Annotated in this window: 17 protein-coding genes and 2 pseudogenes; 5 read left to right on the top strand and 14 right to left on the bottom strand. The window is 43.7% G+C overall.

Annotated elements, in window-relative coordinates:
* Window positions 1-118: 118 nt before the first annotated feature.
* Entirely contained in the window at window positions 119-559 is a 441-nt protein-coding gene (locus tag BM056_RS21730; RefSeq protein ID WP_092474442.1) for a MaoC family dehydratase, read from the top strand.
* A 72-nt stretch (window positions 560-631) separates the two neighbouring features.
* Here the strand turns inward: BM056_RS21730 and BM056_RS21725 are convergent, their stop codons facing one another.
* Window positions 632-1804: an NAD(P)/FAD-dependent oxidoreductase gene (locus BM056_RS21725; protein WP_092474440.1), complete on the bottom strand. Its 1173-nt coding sequence runs from the start codon at window positions 1802-1804 to the stop codon at window positions 632-634.
* 443 nt (window positions 1805-2247) lie between these two features.
* Here BM056_RS21725 and BM056_RS21720 point away from each other — a divergent pair, with 443 nt between their 5' ends.
* From BM056_RS21720 to BM056_RS21710, 3 genes are read left to right on the top strand one after another with little or no spacing between them, the layout of a single operon-like run.
* Window positions 2248-3249: a tetratricopeptide repeat protein gene (locus tag BM056_RS21720; RefSeq protein WP_131820815.1), complete on the top strand. Its 1002-nt coding sequence runs from the start codon at window positions 2248-2250 to the stop codon at window positions 3247-3249.
* Window positions 3250-3263: 14 nt separating this feature from the next.
* Window positions 3264-4037, top strand: a complete 774-nt coding sequence (locus BM056_RS21715; RefSeq protein WP_092474436.1) for a PRC-barrel domain-containing protein — start codon at window positions 3264-3266, stop codon at window positions 4035-4037.
* Window positions 4038-4080: 43 nt separating this feature from the next.
* Window positions 4081-5406 carry a VanW family protein gene (locus BM056_RS21710; protein WP_165613657.1) on the top strand — a complete coding sequence of 442 codons (1326 nt, stop codon included), beginning with the start codon at window positions 4081-4083 and terminating at the stop codon, window positions 5404-5406.
* Between the two features lie 549 nt (window positions 5407-5955).
* Here BM056_RS21710 and BM056_RS21705 read toward each other — a convergent pair.
* The gene (locus tag BM056_RS21705; protein ID WP_092474432.1) at window positions 5956-6687 is read right to left on the bottom strand and encodes an SDR family NAD(P)-dependent oxidoreductase; all 732 of its coding nucleotides are present in this window, start codon (window positions 6685-6687) and stop codon (window positions 5956-5958) included.
* A gap of 98 nt (window positions 6688-6785) precedes the next feature.
* Window positions 6786-7064, bottom strand: a pseudogene (locus BM056_RS21700) (IS4 family transposase); the annotation flags it as partial.
* A gap of 1 nt (window position 7065) precedes the next feature.
* On the opposite strand from BM056_RS21700, the pseudogene BM056_RS26985 reads away from it, so the two are divergent.
* Window positions 7066-7516 (top strand): annotated as a pseudogene (locus BM056_RS26985) (transposase); the annotation flags it as partial.
* A gap of 126 nt (window positions 7517-7642) precedes the next feature.
* Here BM056_RS26985 and gap read toward each other — a convergent pair.
* From gap to BM056_RS21650, 11 genes are all read right to left on the bottom strand, one after another.
* Window positions 7643-8677: a type I glyceraldehyde-3-phosphate dehydrogenase gene (gap, locus tag BM056_RS21695; RefSeq protein WP_207648235.1), complete on the bottom strand. Its 1035-nt coding sequence runs from the start codon at window positions 8675-8677 to the stop codon at window positions 7643-7645.
* Window positions 8678-8783: 106 nt separating this feature from the next.
* Window positions 8784-9560 carry an IclR family transcriptional regulator gene (locus BM056_RS21690; protein ID WP_131820814.1) on the bottom strand — a complete coding sequence of 259 codons (777 nt, stop codon included), beginning with the start codon at window positions 9558-9560 and terminating at the stop codon, window positions 8784-8786.
* Window positions 9561-9606: 46 nt separating this feature from the next.
* Window positions 9607-10875 carry a nickel pincer cofactor-dependent isomerase, group 22 gene (locus tag BM056_RS21685; RefSeq protein WP_092474428.1) on the bottom strand — a complete coding sequence of 423 codons (1269 nt, stop codon included), beginning with the start codon at window positions 10873-10875 and terminating at the stop codon, window positions 9607-9609.
* 106 nt (window positions 10876-10981) lie between these two features.
* Window positions 10982-12007 (bottom strand): sugar kinase, encoded by a 1026-nt coding sequence (locus tag BM056_RS21680; protein ID WP_092474426.1) that lies wholly within the window; start codon window positions 12005-12007, stop codon window positions 10982-10984.
* A gap of 44 nt (window positions 12008-12051) precedes the next feature.
* Window positions 12052-12696: a bifunctional 2-keto-4-hydroxyglutarate aldolase/2-keto-3-deoxy-6-phosphogluconate aldolase gene (locus BM056_RS21675; RefSeq protein ID WP_092474424.1), complete on the bottom strand. Its 645-nt coding sequence runs from the start codon at window positions 12694-12696 to the stop codon at window positions 12052-12054.
* The gene (gene ilvD / locus BM056_RS21670; protein WP_174549991.1) at window positions 12697-14433 is read right to left on the bottom strand and encodes a dihydroxy-acid dehydratase; all 1737 of its coding nucleotides are present in this window, start codon (window positions 14431-14433) and stop codon (window positions 12697-12699) included.
* A gap of 13 nt (window positions 14434-14446) precedes the next feature.
* Window positions 14447-14578, bottom strand: coding sequence for a glycerol dehydrogenase (locus BM056_RS27385; protein ID WP_165613656.1), 132 nt, complete (start codon window positions 14576-14578; stop codon window positions 14447-14449).
* Between the two features lie 213 nt (window positions 14579-14791).
* Window positions 14792-16312, bottom strand: a complete 1521-nt coding sequence (locus tag BM056_RS21665; RefSeq protein ID WP_092474422.1) for a UxaA family hydrolase — start codon at window positions 16310-16312, stop codon at window positions 14792-14794.
* Between the two features lie 7 nt (window positions 16313-16319).
* Window positions 16320-16733 carry a MaoC family dehydratase gene (locus BM056_RS21660; protein WP_092474420.1) on the bottom strand — a complete coding sequence of 138 codons (414 nt, stop codon included), beginning with the start codon at window positions 16731-16733 and terminating at the stop codon, window positions 16320-16322.
* Window positions 16734-16739: 6 nt separating this feature from the next.
* Window positions 16740-17741 carry an alcohol dehydrogenase catalytic domain-containing protein gene (locus BM056_RS21655; protein WP_092474418.1) on the bottom strand — a complete coding sequence of 334 codons (1002 nt, stop codon included), beginning with the start codon at window positions 17739-17741 and terminating at the stop codon, window positions 16740-16742.
* A 36-nt stretch (window positions 17742-17777) separates the two neighbouring features.
* Window positions 17778-19334, bottom strand: a complete 1557-nt coding sequence (locus BM056_RS21650) for an acyl CoA:acetate/3-ketoacid CoA transferase (protein ID WP_092474417.1) — start codon at window positions 19332-19334, stop codon at window positions 17778-17780.
* Between the last annotated feature and the right edge of the window lie 7 nt (window positions 19335-19341).

Genomic DNA, 19341 nt, shown 5'->3' with positions numbered 1-19341 from the left:
GGGGGATTTTTTTTTGAAAACTCTAACCTGGACTTTAATATGTTGAGCAACGGGTTGATTTAAATCGATTTTTCAGCTTATTATGGAAACATAATGAAATAGGCAGGAGGTATTTTAAATGCGCTGCTTTAAATCCTGGGAAGAGATGAGAGTTGGAGATTCCGTTACATTTTATAGGACCTTTACAGATGGAGATGTTTCCAATTTCACAGGCCTAACAGGCGACTTCAACCCCATTCATATGGATCCCCAAACAGCATCCCTTTGCGGCTTCAAGGGCAGAGTCGTACCAGGGCTGCTTACAGCCGGCATGCTTACCCATGCAGGTGGAACATTATTGCCCGAACCATACCCGGCAGCCGGGATGAACTTCCGGTTTTTAGCTCCTGTCTATATAGGAGAAACAATCTGTGCACGGGTAACAGTGACCGAGAAAGATCCCCGGCGCAACAAACTGACGCTCCACATGACCTGTACCAATGAACAAAATCAAATTGTTGTTGAAGGAGAGGTAACAGGAAAAATTATGCCCGTCTTAAACCAGAGAAGTAAAATGTGATTATCGTTGAAGTGTTTACTCAGTAGGTTTGATCAGGTGAGAGGCTAAAACATCCCTTTTGGGGTAAACAAATTAACTGTGTTCATAAAGCCATACCCGTTCTACAAACCATTTGCCCGACAGCCAAAAACGATTTTCCGGAAGCACTATAAACGAAGGATTTTGCTTATACAAGTTACCCCAAAGGGCAAAAGCGGTCGAACCGGTTTCTATCATGCAGGCACTTTTACCTCCGAAAAAACGAGCCGGCGGCTTATGTTCAAGTTTTTTCAGAATATTATCAGCAACAACCTGCGACTGAAAATGAGCAAATGCACCTGCTTTCGGCATTGCCAGCCCTGACGGCAATAAGATATGATTTACATCTCCGATTGCGTAAATATCTTTATAACAGGTTTCTAAAGTAAATGGATCGACGGAAATCCAACCGGTTTCATCTGCTAGGCCACTATCGCTAATAACTTCGGGGGCAACATGCCGAGGTATATAAATAAGCAAATCGTATGGTACTTCACCTGATTCAAAATGAATGATCTGTTGCACAGGATCTACATTTTTAAACCTCTGTTCCGTATAGAGGTTAATTTTTTGTTTTTGTAACTTTTCACTTAAAGCCTGTCCGACTTTTGTACCTGCTTGCTGAAGTGGTATAACTTCCGGTGTATGGATGGAAATGTTAACATCTTCCCTGTTGCCCGCCTTGGAAAACCACTCTTTAAGCAAAAATGCTGCTTCGTACACGGCAGGTGGACATTTGTGCGGAAGGGAAGTAACAACTAATACTATCTCCCCACCCCTAAAACTTTTTATAGCGGAGTTTATTGCCAACGCTCCATCCACAGTATATAAATTATAGCCTGCACTGGCCAATTCTTTCGTGTTAGCTTTTGTTGCCATTGCACCAGTGGCGAGAATTAACTGATCAAAACTAAAAGTTTGGTCATCTGTGGTTTTAACAGTTTTTTTTGATATATTCACTGTTCGCGCTTCACTACAGATGACACTGGCGCTGGAAGCCTGCATTTGCCTCGTTTTCCTGGTTATATCCAGTATTTTTCGTCTTCCCACCATCAGCCACAACAACGAGGGTTGAAAATATAACTCAGAGTGTTGTTCTATGAGGATTACCTTGTGTTGATCGCTTAAGCCTTGCTGTAAAGTTCGGGCCGCGGCCATACCAGCTGTTCCGGCACCAATAATAACTATATTTGCGATTGTAATCACCTTATTAAGTAAAAATATCAAACCTCACTTCTTATTATGGGCTCGATGGAGATAAATTACTCTGATACTAAAATTATATGTTTTGCTTTTTTTCGACTTTATAAATACAGGATAGATGTACGAAGCATGATCTATTTCTTTGCCGATATATTTGTCTGGATAGGTGTGGCAAGAAATTAAATAATTTCTTGTTATTAAAGGAAATCTCTCGGATTAGATCGAAATTTCTTATAATAGCTATTTTTACTAAAAACTTAACTTTAGGCAGGTAAAACATGCTGGACTTCATTACAGCGATCTTCGTCTTTAACTTACTGTTTTTTATTTTTATGTTTTTAATACGGCACTTTATTCCGTTAAGTTTACCGGCACTGGTAATAACAGGAATAATTTCTTTGCTATGCACTATATTTTTTCCTTATATGGCAGCGCATTTATCCTATCCACAGGTTATAGGATTTCTTTTGTGCTTTATATTAATTTGCGCCATTATCCTGGCGCTGGTGGATAAAAAATTACAGCCCGCCAAACACGTTGCAGAAAAAGAAGCTTTAAACGAAATCATAACCGGACCGGATATGGGGACAAGCAGCGAGCAGCCAGCAACAGTATCACCCACTGATGCAGTGCAAGAAAAAATATTTGAGGAAACCGCTCTTCACAAACTGGAGACAGCGGAACAAAAGGTTCCGCCCGTGCAGGAAACACCCGATAAAATTATATTTGTTCAAGAGAATAAAAGCCAGCTATTCCGGACACCAGAAGCATCTTTGTCTAAACAAGCTGTGTCTCAACCGGCAGCGCCGCTCTCATCGTTGAAAGCTAATGCACATGAAACAACGGCAACAATAGCCCCGTGCGAATTGACAGGCGGTGCAACTGATACTGAAACTAATCAAGAAATACTACCCCAGGAAGAATTAAAGCCCAACCAATATGTCCAGGATATCGACAAGCCTGATTACAAACCGGAAGACGAAGGGGACAGTCAGGTCCTTGACCCTGTTGAAAAATCTAACGCCGAGGAACCTTTGCTGGAAGAAGCGGACTTGGATTCCCTAAAAACAAATACTACCCAGCCAGAAACTGCACCGGACCATGCTCCCGCAATTAGTGATACAATACCCGGGCCTACAGATAATATTCCTGATACCCAAGACTCAATACCAGATAACACCCAACCGGAAAACCTGCAGCAATTAATTGTCAGCGGCTTTTCCAGTAAAAAAACCGGGCATTATGAGCAAGCCATAAAGAATTTTAATGCGGCATTGCAGCTAAAGCCCGCTTCCAAACTGGCAGTGCTGATACTATTGGAAATCAGTGAAATTTATAAGTTAATCGACCAACCCTGGCAGGCAGCTGAAATTTTAAAGATATTACTGATTAACTGGCAGAGTGAATTAGATGTTGTAACTATTAATGAAATAAAAAATAAAATTAATATTTTACAAAATGCCGCGTAAAGGAGGTATTCTTTTTGAAGAAATCAAAAGATGTTTTAAACTTGCCTGTGATGGCCATAACAGAGGGGGATTTAATCGGGAAAGCGCACTCCCTTCTAATCAATCCCAACAATGGTACCATTGATTATTTACTGCTGGAAGGAGAAAAATGGTACCTGGAAAAATATACTCTGGCTTTCAGCGATGTATCTGCCATTGGGCATAATGCAGTCACTACCGAAAAAAAAGCCAATATCCAACTGGTTTCCCAAGTGGAAAATGCCGTAAAATTGTTGGAAAGCCATGTGCCGGTTTTAGGTTCCCGCATCATGACCAGCGACGGGCTTCTCATCGGTAAGGTTACAGAGATATTTTTCGATGAACATACAGGAGAAATTAAGGGCTGCGAATTAACTGCCGAAGGAGAAAGTGAGCCCGCCGGGATCATTCCCGTCGCAAAAATAATAACTTACGGGCAAAAGTACCTGATTGTCAATGAGGATGCCAATATAGCTTTGACATCGGATTTGCAGGAGCAAGAGGATACCACCCCGGTTCAACCCACACCGGCCAAAGTTCAAACCGCCACAGAAAATCAGACTGCTGATAAAGACGATGAAACTGAAGATCCGTTAAAGATTTTTGGTGAAAAGCAACGCGAATACCTGATAGGCAAAAAAGTAAGCAAGACGATTATTGACAGCAACGGTAATATTGTAGCTGCAGAAGGTACGGTAATCACTGAGGAAGTAATTGAACAGGCCATGCGTGTAGATAAATATGTTGAATTAACCATGTTTGTAAAATAAATATGGGGATAACATGCAAATACCTTCTTACCTTAAAATAGGATTGATTTTTTCAATAATATTCGTACAAACCACAACAACATTGGCGGCCTGGTCAGCTATAAACCATTACCGGGCGGGTCAAGCTATTCCTATAGGAGTATTGATCAACGGAGTTCCTATAGGCGGGCTTAAACTTGAAGAGGCTGCAGCTCGCCTACAAAATGCTTTTGATACGGAACTGGAAAAACAACTGGTTTTAAAAGCGGGAAACCAAATTATGCATATAAGCCTGGTTGACATTGATGCGCACTTTAATTATACAAAAGCTATAAATAAAGCGTTAGATATGCAGCAGCCGCAAGGTATCGCCAGAACATTGACCAATAACATGAAACTACTGGGCAGCGGATTAAATATACCCTTGGAACTAACGTTTAATTCCCAAAAACTGACCGACAAACTGCAAGACTTAAAAAAACAGATAGATAGAAAACCAACCGGCGCCATCATCAAGTGGGAAAATAACGAACGCCATGTGATACCGGAACAAGAAGGGATCAATCTGGACATTCCCTCTTCAATTGCCAAGATAAGCAAATTAGGCCCGCCTTTATCTCCAACTATAAAGTTAGTTACCAAAAAGAATCCGGCTCCGGTATCTGCCGCTGACCTTAAGCCACTGCAAAACATATTGGGCGAGTGTGAAACAAAACTTGACCTGTCACAGCAAAACCGCACGCACAACATAGAACTGGCCATACAAGCCATTAACAATACCCTGGTCAAGACCGGAGAAGTATTTTCTTATAATCAACAGGTAGGCGAAAGAACCGCTGCCAATGGCTTTAAAAAAGCTCCGGTAATTGAAGGTGATCGTGTAGTTGATGGATACGGTGGAGGAATCTGTCAACTTTCCTCCACCCTATATAACACGCTGTTGTTAGCTAACTTGGAAATTATCGAACGCCACCCCCACACTAAAACAGTATCATACGTAGCCCCCGGCCTTGATGCCACCGTAGCGTACGGACAACAAGATTTGCGTTTTCGTAATAACAGCGAACACTCTATATTTATCACTGCGCATTTAGAAGATCACGGCATTGCGGTTAGGATTTGGGGCGTTATAGATGAAAACCAACCCCTTGCTGACATATTAACGGAATTAACGCCGCTGGACCCCAAGGTAATTATCCGCAAGCAAGCTTCCCTGGGAAAGGGACAGCAAAAGGTCTTAAGCTCGGGCAAACGTGGTTACATTGCTAAAGTTTATAAAGTTTTCAAAACAGCCCCCGGGGAAACAAAAAAATTGGTTTCCAAAGATTACTATGCCCCGGAACATCGAATAATCCTTATGGGCACAGGAGATGTGACAGAAACGAAATAAAAGGACTGGGCCACTGTCGAGAACAGGCCCTTTTGACGCAAAAACTTCCGACATAAAGAATGACTATCCTTGATTATCTCTGCTGTATATGGTGGATACGGCCGCTTATCGCCGTATCCACAGTCAATAAATATAGGTAATAAAATTAGATTGGCTAGAGAGGATAGAGGTCTGACCCAAAGGGAATTAGGCTTAATTCTTAATTGTTCTGAGCAATCTATAGTTTTATGAATTAGGCAGGCGAAAAATCTCAGTTGAGGATCTTGAAAAGCTAGCTAAGCATCTAAATAAGCCATTAACTTTCTTTTTCGGAGAGAACTTATATATTGACCAAAATAAAACTAATAAAAATTCCTCCTCGCTGGCCTCATTGCTTAACAGCCATTATTTACTAATTTATACTCACAAAAAGAGGAGGTAAAATCACCTTATAGAAGGCTAAAAATTTGTCTTGACAAACTTAGCCACTATAATAAATGCTATGCTCATCATATTTACTTTTTATACAATTAACTTGTATACTTTTAAAATAAAAAAATAGAAATTCTTTTAAATAATAGATCCCCCATCTACAACAATGGTTTGACCGTTGACAAATTTAGCATTAGCAATAAGTGCATAAGCTACATCTGCGATTTCATCTGGATAAGCATTTCTGCCTAGAAGTGTCCCCGACGCTAGTTTATTGAGATCTTGACCTTCAATCCAACGTGTTTCCACGACGCCCGGTGCTATACTATTTACTCGTACTTTTGGAGCAAGGACACGAGCCAGCGATTTCGTAATGTTTATGACTGCAGCCTTTGAAGCTGCGTAAGCTATTGAACTACCTAATCCTGTAATGCCAGCTATAGATGCAATATTAATTATACAACCATTATTGTCTTTTAGATGTTTAGCAGCGGCCCGACAGCAATGAAACATGCCTTTTACATTAACGTCCATTATTTGATCCCAATGTTCGTCTTTAAGACCCTCCAAATCATTATGTTCAATAAAATATGTCATACCTGCGTTATTAATCAAGATGTCTAGACGGCCAAAATCGTTAATAATTCTCTTAACCATAACCCTAACTTCAGCATCTTGTGCAATGTTTGCCCGATAGACCAAGCATTTTTGAAACATTCCGTCTATCTCTTTTTTAGTATCAAAAGCCTCCTTTTCTGAGCGGGAATAGTTGATAACTATATTGGCACCAGCTTTGGCTAACCTAAGAGCTATTGAACGTCCTATACCCGTTCCCCCGCCTGTTATTAAAGCAACCTTTTCTTGCAACATATTTCCTCCTCCTTACTTAATCTATTATTAACTCAACTTTCGCACCTTTAAAATAAGCTCAAGGCCTTAATAATTAAGCATTTGGGTTCTAATTAGTATCAAGCAACAATCCTTTTGTGAAGCGAACTTTTCAGAAAAGCAGGCAGTTGTTTAAAAAACGTATCTAAAAATTGTTGAACTTGCTCTTCGAACAAAAGAAATTCTTTGCTCAACGTGGAGGCCAAAAGTTCCATGATTAGAAGAATAGCTTCGGCAAAGCAAATATCCTCAATTTCATCGCAGCACAGATAAAACAGCTCGCCAAGAGTCTTAGGATCCTTCTCCTCCCTGGCACTTAGTGCCAGCATGATATATCGCACAAAAACAACGGTGGTATTAAGTCAGGCAATCGACCTAAATTCGATCAGTGCTTCACAGATTTCTCGCAGGTTAAGATGTATACACCGGAAGTAATTCAGCAACTGTTTAAAGCCGTAAAACTAGAAGCTGGTAAAAAGTTAGGTTTTCATAATCTGCCAAGAAGTTGGACGGAATCAATCTTATTGATTCCTCTACTATCAGTCTTTGTCTTAGCCGTTACCCTTGGGCGGAATTGGGGAAATCAAAGGCGGTGTAAAACTTCACTTGCGTTTGAAATTCCATAAAGATGGTGTTATACCCAATAAAGCTCTGATTACGCCAGCCAGGCCTTCTGAAGGCCCAGATGGACGCCCTGGTAATAGAAGAAAATGATGCATTAAATGTCTTCAACCGAGGGTACATGGATTATAAAAAATTTGACTATTACTGCGAAAATGGAACTCGTTTTGTCAGCCGGTTAAAAAGCAATGGCTAAGGGAAACAACTGAAATATCTTTTCAATTACCTGATGACAGTTTTCATACCCTGCCTCCATAATTGTCACTGTACTCAAATACAAGCCCCCCTTTCACTCATGCTCGAACTGTCCGGCGCATTACTGTACATTACACTGCCCCATGTATACTGCTAAATCCAAAACCCGGTTGGAATAGCCCCACTCGTTATCATACCAGGCTACAACCTTAACCATATTATCCTTAACCACCATAGTGGAAAGTCCGTCAACAATTGAAGAATGGGGATTGCCGTTAAAATCTCTGGAAACCAGCGGTTCTAAAGTAAAGTCCATAATCCCCCGCAGTTCACCGGCAGCGGCCTGCTGCAGCACTTCATTTATTTCTTTTTCGGTAACCTGCTTGGACAGTTCGCATACCAGGTCCACCACGGATACGTTGGGGGTAGGTACCCGCATAGCCATGCCGTTCAGCCGGCCCTTTAATTCAGGCATGACCAGTGCCACCGCACTGGCTGCCCCCGTTGTGGTAGGAATAATATTTAGAGCCGCAGCCCTGGCCCGGCGCCTGTCTTTATGCGGCAGATCCAAAATGCGCTGGTCATTGGTAAAAGAGTGCACGGTAGTCATCATACCCCTGACAATGCCAAACTGTTCGTGCAGCACTTTGGCCACCGGCGCCAGGCAATTGGTAGTACATGAAGCGTTGGATATAATGTTGTGTTTTTCCGGCTGGTACAAGTGATGATTAACCCCCATCACAATTGTAATATCCTCGCCCTTGGCCGGAGCAGTGATAACTACCTTGTTAGCCCCGGCCTGCAGATGCTTTTGGGCACTTTCCGCCGTTCTAAACCGGCCGGTGGATTCCAACACCACATCTATCCCCTGTTCTGCCCAAGGCAGTTTTGCCGGATCAGCTTCAGCATACACTTTGATTTCTTGGCCGTTGACAATAATACTGTTTTTACCGGCCTGCACTTCCACCGGTAATTTACCATGCACTGAATCATATTTAAACAAGTGAGCCAGCATATCCGGATCAGTTAAATCATTGACGGCCACAATTTTAACCGGGGCATTTGAAGTGTTCAAATATCCCTTTTCAATAGCAGCCCTCAATACATTTCTTCCGATCCGTCCAAAGCCGTTGATAGCCACTTTTAGCATACTCATTCAACATCTCCTTTACTAATTAATTCATTTACTTCATGCCCAAATGCGGAGACGTATTAAAAAGGCAAAACGCAACATTATCATATAAAACGATATAACAGGTATTTTAAATAAATGCCCTGTATCCTAAAGAAGCGGATACTTTTTGAGCGGATTCTATTAAAACCGCTTTTAAGTGGCCATTTATTGATTCGTTAGTTATCCTTGAAGACGGACCTGAAATACTGATCGCCGCTACCACTTTTCCTTCATGATCCCTGACCGGAGCTGCCACACAGCGAACCCCTTCTTCATTTTCTACGTCATCAATGGCATACCCGTTCTCTCTAACATTTTTAAGTTGCGCTATTAAAACATCTTTGTTGGTGATTGTTTTTGTCGTTAAAGTAGGCATACCGTATTTGGTCAAAAGTAAATCTACTTCTCCTTCAGTCATATCGGCCAGCAAGCATTTACCCAAAGCAGTACTGTGCAAATAATTAAGTGACCCAACCTGGGAAACCAATCTTATAGAATAATGTCCATCTAATTTATCTACATATAAGCCCCGTCCCTTATACATTATCCCCAAAAAAATTGTTTCCTTGGTGATGTTGTTCAATTCTTGCAAATACGGGTGGGCAATTTTTCTAATATCTAATTCATGCTGCATTTGCGCTCCCAATTGCAAAAATTTAACGCCAAGTTTATAGCATTTATTCTTGCTCAGTTCAACATATCCCCAGGATTCAAGACTGGACAAAATCCGGTAAACTGTCGGTTTGGGTAAACCGGCTAGCTGGGTAATCGTATTTAATGTTGGGGCTTCCGGGGAATTTGCAATTATATCTATCAATTGGAAAGCTCTATCCAATGACTGGACCTTGGTCCCATTATTTCCCACATCAATACCCTCCTTAGGTACGGGTGTTGACAAAGTTGAAAGATGCTTAAAATAAATTTCCCTGGCCGTCAAAACAGAGATGATAAGGTTCTGTCATAATTTCAATATTAACGTTTGTTTCAGCTTCTTTCAACATGGCCTCTGAAATCTCAATTTCACTGAGACTCAAAGTGTTCTTGATTCGGACTAAACGGCATTTGGTATAATCCAATATATTACATGTCTTGATGGCGGCTTTAATTGCATATAAGTCATTTTCCAACGTAGTAGCAATTTTAGTCGGTGCACATACTGTGGATGTTAGACCGTTAGCATAAGTTACTTCCCTATTCATAGCGCTTACCAACCGCTGGGAGGCAAAATCAGCAGTCCCCAGCCCGTTGGCATTACCTTCCGTCTCGCAGGTAAGAGCCAACACCACCATTTTCGATACTTGCGGCCCGCCGAAAGCATACGGGGTTGGATAGCGGCCTGTAATATTTGGGTCCATACCGTCTCCGCTAATATTCTTACCAATATAATCAATCACCAGCACATCAATCTGATCAAAATATATTCTCGGCATGCAAGCCTTGGCCTTTTTTAGCAGTTCAACCTCCCTTTCTTCTATTTTTTCAGCCGGTAATAATTCCACTATACAGGTTTGATCATTTGCGTTTTCCACCAGGGCAATGCCAAATATGATAGGAAGTTTGCTCAGCATAATTTTAGCCGTTTGGGGGACGTTATTCGCCATATGTTTAAACCCCAACCGGTGGCAGGCGTCAGCTCCCTTTTGTTTGCCCAGCCCGATACTGATCATTTTCATGATTCCGCTTTCAACCGGGCCACGAAAAGCGGTATGAGGTTTTACGCGATTAATAACGATCATGGCATCGGCCTCTGCAGCGTTTTTATCGGCGTATACAGGCAGACCGTTGGGTAGTTGATCGAGCATTACAACATCCATGGAAGAGCGAACAGGGGCCCCCATCGCCTCCTCAGTTACCCCCAGGCCGGCTAACACCTCTTTTTGTCCCTCGGCAGTGGCTCCACCGTGACTGCCCATGCAGGGAACGATAAATGGATGCGCCTCGGCCTTTTGCACCATTTGCACGAGTTTTTTTACCAAGACGGCAATGTTCGCAACTCCCCTGCTTCCCACGCCGATTGCCACTTGCTGGCCCGGCTTTACCCGCTCAATTCCACCAGTTTTATTTAATTCCTGCTCCAATTTAAGCACCGGATTTTCCAAAGCATAACTATCGAATTTTTGTTTTATTCTAACCATTTTAGGGACGGGAATATTCATTAACAATTCAGAAATGATGCTCATTCCAATGCCTCGCTTGTGTTAATTAAGTTCAGCAGCGGCAGGGCGAAAGAGAGGGCTTTGCCATATCCGCCCTTTCACCATCCCCATACCACTGCTATTATACCATCTATCTTTGCACCCGGCCGGACCCGTCACCGGACATTAAATTTTCAACTTCAGCTTTGGAAACCAGGTTAAAGTCTCCCGGGATGGAGTGCTTTAAGCAAGATGCTGCTACCGCGAAGTTCAGAGCCGTTTGATTATCCATGCCGCTCAATAATCCGTATAAAAGTCCGCCGCAGAAGGAATCTCCGCCCCCCACTCTGTCCACGACATGAATATTATATTTTCTTGAATTATAAAATTCCTTGCCGTCATACAGTAAAGCAGACCAGCCGTTATCGAAAGCGGAATAACTCTCTCTTAATGTAATCGCTACCTTTTGGAAATCAAACTTCTCTACTAATTTCTGAGCTACTTCACGATACCCGGAATCATCCAATTTACCCGCATGGATATCCGTATTTTCAGCCTTGATACCAAATACCTTTTCGGCATCTTCTTCATTACCAACGGCAATATCAACATATTGCATCAGTTCACTCATCACTTTATTGGCCTTTTCCGGCGACCAGAGTTTTTTACGGAAATTGAGGTCACAGCTTACCAGCACCCCGGCACTTTTGGCCGCCTGGACCGCCTCCATAGTAACCTCGGCCGCTGAATCGCTAAGAGCCGGGGTGATACCTGTAAAATGAAACAATTCCGCGCCATCAAAAGTAGTGGCCCAATCAAATTCCCCTTTTTGGACTTTGGATATCGCTGAATTGGCCCTGTCATAAACGACTTTGGAGGGCCTTTGAGCCGCCCCTGTTTCTAAAAAATAAATTCCCAAACGTTCGCCACCCATATTAATGTAATCGGTATGAACGCCAAACCTACGGATATAATTCCTACAGGCTTCCCCAACTTCATTTGGTGGCAATTTAGTTACAAAATACGCCTCAAAACCATAATTGGCCAAAGAGACCGCCACGTTAGCTTCGCCCCCGCCGTAAGTAACCTCAAAATCGGACGCCTGAGTAATTCTTTGATACCCAGGGGTAGCTAAACGCAGCATAATTTCACCAAAAGTAACAATTTTTTTACTCATGCCTATTCTCCTCCCAAGACACCAAACTATATTTTTAATCTTGCTTATTTATTACCAGTCGCTTCCTTGAATTTGGCTACAAATTGACGGGCTGTTTCGGTAACCAAATTATAATCCCCCGTTTTAGCCCCCGCTGTTAATGCTCCGCCTACTCCTACAGCCACTGCTCCGGCAGCAAACCAGTCTTTTACATTATCCAGAGCCACTCCTCCGGTAGGCATCATCGGCGCCTGGGGAATAGGTCCCCTAACGGCTTTAATAAATTTAGGCCCAACCACTTCGCCCGGGAACACTTTGATAATATCCACTCCCGCTTCAAGAGCTTCAACAACTTCTGTTGGCGTCGCACCCCCGACCATACAAGGTATTTGGTACCTGTTACATAGTTTAATAACCTCGGGATTTAAGTGAGGGCTGACAACATATTCCGCTCCGGCTAAAATAGCCGCTCTTGCCGTTTCCGGATCCAGAACGGAACCAACCCCCAAAACGATGTCACTGTCTTTGTAATTGGCTAATTCTTTAATTACATCAATAGCTCCCGGAACCGTCATCGTCACTTCAATTGCTGAAATGCCGCCCGCTTTTACAGCCGCTACTATTTTCTTGGCTTTCTCCGCATTATCCGCTCTGATTACCGCAACGACACCGCTTTCGATAATTTTGTGTAAAATCTCCAGTTTTTTCATTTAGTCTACCTCCATATAACCGCCGGACATGGCGGAAGTAGCCAGTTTTTTATAAATACCCAGTATACCTTTATTTGTTGAGCTGTTAATTATTTCTGGCTTTTTCCATTTTTTCCTACGTTCCGCCAATATTTGCGCTATTTCCTCCTGACTTCTTAGCCGGCCTTTGCTGCCCACCAGGTTAATGCTTCTGTTAGGAATGTCCATCTTGATTAAATCGTCCTGTTCAATTAAAGCTATGGGGCCTCCTTCCGCAGCTTCCGGTGAGATATGACCTACCGCAGGTCCCCTGGTAGCGCCTGAAAACCGGCCATCGGTAATAATTGCCGTCGTGGCAACCAACTCTGGATCGGAAGCAATTACCTCCGTGGTATAAAACATCTCGGGCATACCGCTGCCCTTGGGACCGGCATACCGGACCACTACAACATCACCGGGTTTAATTACCCCGGATAAAACCGCCTCCCGTGCAGCCAGCTCGTCACTGAATACTTTGGCCGGCCCCGTATGGACAAGCATAGCCGGATTAATCGCCGAATGCTTTACAACCGAACCTTCCGGAGCTACATTACCCTTTAGAACGGCCATCGAGCCCTCGGGCTGAATCGGTTTGTCCAGCGGGTGAATGATATTTTCCTGTTTTAAACCGTAATTGTTTAGATAACCATTATTTCTTGCCAGCCACCCGGAATTTTTAATTAATTCAAGATTTTCACCTAAAGTTTTGCCGGTACAGGTTAACACATCCAAATGTAGATAATCCCGCAGCTCCAGCATTAAAGCGGGAACACCGCCGGCATACCAAAAATACTCGGTGGAGTACCTCCCCGCCGGCCTAACGTTGACTAAGTAAGGAACCTTCCGGTTAACCTGGTCAAACAGATCCGCGTTTAACCCTACCCCCGCCTCCCTGGCAATGGCCGGTAAATGCAGCAGAGCGTTAGTGGACCCGGAAATCGCTGCGTGAATTACAACAGCATTATAAAAAGCTTCGTAGGTTAAAATGTCCCGAGTCGTTATTCCTTTGGCAACCAGTTCAACAATCTGATACCCCGCATCCCTAGCCATTTCTTTTATGGGCTTGATCGCGGTAGGAGCAACCGCCGTGCCGGGTAATGCCAGACCCAGCGCCTCGGACATGATCTGCATCGTACCGGCTGTCCCCATAAACTGACACGCGCCGCATGAGGGACAGGCCGAAGCCTGTAAATCGGCAAAAGCTTCTTGGGCAATTTCCCCTTTCTGGTGCATCATGCCGAAGGAGCCGATCTGTTCCAGCGTCATTCCGTTTGGCCCTGTGAGCATAGTTCCTCCGGGAACATGAATAGCCGGTATCTTCAGCCGGCCGGCGACCATCAGGTGGGCGGGCACGGCCTTATCGCAGGACGAGATGAGCACCAGTCCGTCGGCGGCATTGGCACGCACGTGGATTTCCGTCATACCGGCCATCATTTCTCTTGATAACAGGGAGTAATTCATTCCTTCATGTCCCTGGGCGATGCCGTCGCAAATATCGGTTACTGTAAAATTGGCTGCTTTTCCCTGGTTGTAGATAACTCCTTTTTCCACTTCTTCAACCAGGTAATTCAAATGATAACTGCCCGGATGGCTGGACCCGCAAGTACTCTCGATAATAATTACGGGTCTGTCCAAATCACTCTGATGCCAATCCATGCCTCGTCTTAGCGCATCAATTTCCGGGGCCACTTTTTTTAGTTCCTTGGAACGAAGCAGCATTATTACCCCCTCGTTAGAAATTTTCCGAACTTAACCGGTCAACTAGTTTAATGGCATCGATCACCATTCGGCTGGTAACTTGCACGGGCATGTTTTGCATATCTTTGGCTCTGCCGGCTACTTCGGCAATTTTTTTGCAATCCACTGTCGGTGAAAGCTCCTATCTTATTATGAATACATTATTAGCCCTGGTTTTACAAAACTTGCCAACATCTTGTAAAACTCCGGCTCCCCTTTTATAGACGGGAGGGATGCTTAAATCACTTCTCATATTTATTTCATTTCCTTAATTTTATATTATGAAATAATATTTCATATGCGCGTTAAAAAATAAAATACGTTTTTTGCTATTGAATTATTAAAGAGTCACACCGTTTTTAAATATTGACATTTCCCGGCAATAATTAATTTCGTTTTTTGTCAAAACCGAGCCATTAGCTACTTGCATAACATATTCAAACAAATCACCGGTTAGTTTAGGCATCGGGATTCCCTCCAGCAGGCAGCCCGCGTCAAAATCAATCCAATTGCTTTTTTTATTAAATAATGCTTTATTGGTTGATATTTTCACTGTCGGAACAACGCTTCCAAAAGGAGTTCCCCTTCCCGTGGTAAATAGAATCAACTGCGCCCCCGCAGCCGCTAAAGCCGTACAGGCTACCGAGTCGTTACCCGGCGCGGCAATGATATTTAGCCCCTGAGTTTTAACCCGGCCACCGTAGGCCAATACGTCCTTTACCCGGCTCAACCCGCCTTTTTGCACACAACCGAGCGACTTCTCTTCTAATGTAGTTATCCCCCCCTCTTTGTTTCCCGGTGAGGGATTTTCATAGATCGGCTGGTTATGAGCTTGGTAATAGCTTTTATAGGCATTAAACAAATCCACCATTTGATCAAAAACTACTTTTGAGGCTGCTCTCGCCAGGAGCGTTGTTTCAGCGCCAAACATTTCCGGAACTTCCGTCATGATCGCTGTGCCACCCTGAGCAACCAGCAGATCTGAATAAGCTCCCAGCAAAGGATTGGCGGTAATTCCGGAAAAGCCGTCGGACCCGCCGCACTTCAGGCCAACAATTAATTCACTTGCAGGCACAGTCCGGCGTTTTGCCTTTTGGGCATAGGTTACCAGGTCTTTAATTAACTTTACCCCGTCAGCTATTTCGTTACCGACATCCTGACAGTTCAAAAACTTGACTCTCTTGTCATTTAGCGGATGAAGACATGGCTTAAAAACCGCTAAATGGTTGTTTTCACAGCCCAAGCCCAGGACTAATACTCCCCCGGCATTCGGGTGATCAACCAGATTGGCCAAAATCAGCTGCGTGTTTTCCAGGTCGGCTCCTAATTGTGAACACCCGTAGGGATGGCCGTAATGAAAGATGCCGTCGATCCCATCCATATTTAGTTCCGACTTGGCCTGGTGCACGATCGCCTCAGCAATCCCGTTTATACACCCTACTGTATTGATAACCCAAACTTCATTCCTAATGCCTACTTTTCCGTTCTCCCTAAGATACCCCTGAAATGAACTTTCTTTTATCCCGTTGTCATGCACCGGTTCAATATCTGTAATCGGGGCATACGTATAATCAACCAATCCCGCTAAACCGGTTCGCAAATTATGGCTATGAATCCATTCTCCAGGGTTAATATCCTGTAAAGCATTTCCGATTGGACAGCCATATTTGATTACCGGCTCAAACTTTTTTATTTTAGTTATTGCAACTTTATGTCCGGCTGGTACAGCCCCCGCAATTTTTAGGCATTGGTTGTCCAGGCCGATTGTTTCACCCGGTAATAAGTCTTTTAAAGCAACAGCTGCATTATCCTTTGGATTCAGCCTGAGCAATGGGTTTGCGCTGTTTTCAGTGCCGATCATGCCGGGATCATACCTTCATGTACTGCAGGGTTGTGCCGTCCAAAACCAGGTCACCGTTTTGATTGGTACAATAAGTCCTAATCTTAACCCTTTTCTTCTCTTGGTTAATTTCAATTACCTCGGCAATTGCTGTTATTGTGTCTCCAATAAAAACGGGCTTTAAAAATCTAAATTCATGCCCCATGGAAACAGCGCCCGGCGAGACAATTTTGGAAGTACACGCCGAAGGCAGGGAAGCGGTAAGCATGCCATGCACCAATCTTCTGCCGTAAACCGTTGTTTTGGCGAACTCTTCATTGATATGATGAGGAGCGTAATCAGCTGTGATTCCGGCAAACAAATAGACATCATTTTCACTGATCGTTTTGGAGAACTCTTCTTTTTGACCGACGTAAACGTCATCTATAGTTTTAACTTTCACTTTTCCTCACTCCTTGATCGCAGCTACAAACTTAATTAACTCAGACGGTTTTTCGCCGCTTAGCAGGTCTCTTACTTCTTCCAAACCACCTTCGTGGGTAATCAGCGTTTCTGCATCAATAGCGTTATTCTTTAAAATAGCTATTGCCTGCGGGAATTTTTCCTGCTGGGCAAAGGTGCCGATAATCTGCAATTCTTTGCGGTAGATATCAAAATAATTAAAGGATATTTGCCCCTGGCTTACGCCAAAAACTATCAACCTGCCGCCTTTCTTCAGTACCGGTACGAACTTTTCCACCAACTGTGGTTGGCCAATAGCATCTACTACGATATCTACTTGTTCAAGTAAATCGGCAACAACTGCTTCCGCGGCAAGTTCTGTTGTATTTAATGTATGAATACCTTGATCCTGCGCAATTTTTAATTTGAAAGGATTCCTGCCCAGCATATATACTGTGCAGCCCAAACCTTTAAGCACTTGGGCAAATAAATGACCGGTCGTGCCGGTGCCTAGAACCAGCACTTTTTCGCCCAACTTTGCCCTTGACCTCTCCACGGCTCGAATGACACAGGATAGAGGCTCGGCAAAGGTAGCTTTTTTGAAGGATAAGTCGCCGATCGGCACGATATTGGCTACAGGCACCTTTACATATTCCGCAAAAGCCCCGTGATTCAATATTCCCGCAGCAGTTCTGTTAATGCACTGGTTATGCTGTCCTTCCAAGCAATAAGTGCAGTAACCGCAAGGAACCGTGTGCACGGCAGTCACCCTTTGCCCGGGCTTTACCACTTGCACGCTTCGGCCTGTTTCTTGCACAATTCCCGCAAATTCATGTCCGGGAATTAATGGATACGCATCACCGTATTCCCCTCGATACAGCTTAAAGTCCGTACCGCATACGCCAATGGCTTCGACCCTAATCAGCACTTCGTTGTCATTAATCTCGGGCATAGGAAAATGCTCATCAATAACGGCATTAAACTTATCTTTTAGTACCAATGCTTTCATAGCTTACTACCTCCGGTAAATAACAGCACATGATAATTAATCAGCATGCAGTCCCATTGGTTCTTCTTTAAAAATACACTTATCCATAGTTTTTAAATTAGATGAAATTTGGGGGTTAAAAGTTAACTTGTCCAAAATATCTCTGTGCATATCGATGCCGGGGGCAATTTCAATTAATTCGACACCCTGTGCAGTCAATTGAAAAACAGCTCTTTCCGTAACGTATAACACCTGCTGCCCGCTGAATACGGCGTATTCCCCGCTAAAAGTAATTTGATCAACGTCGTTAACAAATTTCTGGTATTTGCCTTCGTTAATAATCTGCAAACTGCCGTCATTGACGTTTACTTTTAATCCACCGCCCATGAAAGTGCCGCAAAAGACAACCTTTTTGGCGTTTTGCGAGATATTGACAAACCCTCCGGTCCCAATAATCCGTTTACCTATTTTACTAACATTGACATTACCCTTGTGATCAACCTGAGCCATACCAAGGCAGGCTATATCCAGGCCGCCACCGTCAAAAAAGTCAAACTGGTAAGGCGCGTCAATAAATACTTCAGGGTTATAAGTGGTGCCAAAAATCACGCCACCTGCGGGAACCCCACCATAAATACCTTGCTCAATACAAAAAGTAATCCGGTCATAAAATCCTTCTTCCGCCGCTACATTGGCAATCCCGTCGGGCATGCCCATGCCGATATTGATCAGCCCCGGCGTTACTTCCATTGCCGCCCTGCGGGCTATGATTTTCCTTTCGGAGAGTTCCAGCGGGGGAATTGAACTGATCGGTATCCTGATTTCCCCCGATAACCCCGGGTTATACTGCCCGTCCACAGTTTGCCACTGCCCCGGGTCTACCACTATAATATCTACTAGATTGCCCGGTATTTTCACATAATGCGGATCTATACTTTTGGCCTGGGCTACTCTTTGCACTTGTACAATAACTTTACCGCCCTTATTTTTAGTAGCCTGGGCAACAGAAAGGGCCTCTAAATACGCCGGTTCCTTTTCAAAACTGATATTTCCCTTTTCATCGGCGGTTGACCCTTTGATAAAGGCCACATTTGGCGAAAATACGGGATAGAATAATCTTTCCTGGCCGTTGATATTAATCAACTCCACCAGATTTACCTCCGATTCTTTGGCCTTTTGGTTTAACTTACCGCCTTCCACCCGGGGATCGATAAACGTCCTCAGCCCGACATGAGTAACCAGTCCCAGCCTGCCGCCGGCAATTTCCCTCATTAACTGAGATAAAACCCCCTGCGGTAAATTAAAAGCTTCCACTTCCTCATTAGCGGCAAATGCGCACATTTTGGGAGCCATCCCCCAGTGACCGCCGATAGCCCTCTTCAATAAACCAGGTAAGGCTAATTGATTCAGACCCAACTCATGATTGTCGCCGATCCCGGAGACATGAACTAAAGTCAAGTTTTTGGGTGTTTGCGTTGCTTTGTATCTTTGCGCTAGAGCGGCAATCAGCGCACCGGCTTCGAGCAATCCTCCGCCAGCCCCTTCGATAACCAGTAAATCATCGTCTTTAATAATTTTGACAGCATCCTCAGGGCTTAAAAATTCAGGCGCCATGATTATT

This window comes from Desulfotruncus arcticus DSM 17038 (assembly GCF_900113335.1).
Lineage (GTDB): Bacteria > Bacillota > Desulfotomaculia > Desulfotomaculales > Desulfallaceae > Desulfotruncus > Desulfotruncus arcticus.
Note: the sequence above shows the minus strand (reverse complement) of the source record. Positions and strands in the feature narration are given on the sequence as shown.

Excerpts from the sequence above, each read along its gene's own strand:
- BM056_RS21730 (WP_092474442.1), top strand. The coding sequence starts at position 119 with ATGCGCTGCTTTAAATCCTGGGAAGAGATGAGAGTTGGAGATTCCGTT.
- BM056_RS21680 (WP_092474426.1), bottom strand. The coding sequence starts at position 12,007 with ATGAGTAAAAAAATTGTTACTTTTGGTGAAATTATGCTGCGTTTAGCT.
- BM056_RS21650 (WP_092474417.1), bottom strand. The coding sequence starts at position 19,334 with ATGGCGCCTGAATTTTTAAGCCCTGAGGATGCTGTCAAAATTATTAAA.
- ilvD (WP_174549991.1), bottom strand. The coding sequence starts at position 14,433 with ATGCTGCTTCGTTCCAAGGAACTAAAAAAAGTGGCCCCGGAAATTGAT.
- BM056_RS21665 (WP_092474422.1), bottom strand. The coding sequence starts at position 16,312 with ATGATCGGCACTGAAAACAGCGCAAACCCATTGCTCAGGCTGAATCCA.
- gap (WP_207648235.1), bottom strand. The coding sequence starts at position 8,677 with ATGAGTATGCTAAAAGTGGCTATCAACGGCTTTGGACGGATCGGAAGA.
- BM056_RS21655 (WP_092474418.1), bottom strand. The coding sequence starts at position 17,741 with ATGAAAGCATTGGTACTAAAAGATAAGTTTAATGCCGTTATTGATGAG.
- BM056_RS21685 (WP_092474428.1), bottom strand. The coding sequence starts at position 10,875 with ATGAGCATCATTTCTGAATTGTTAATGAATATTCCCGTCCCTAAAATG.
- BM056_RS21675 (WP_092474424.1), bottom strand. The coding sequence starts at position 12,696 with ATGAAAAAACTGGAGATTTTACACAAAATTATCGAAAGCGGTGTCGTT.
- BM056_RS21705 (WP_092474432.1), bottom strand. The coding sequence starts at position 6,687 with ATGTTGCAAGAAAAGGTTGCTTTAATAACAGGCGGGGGAACGGGTATA.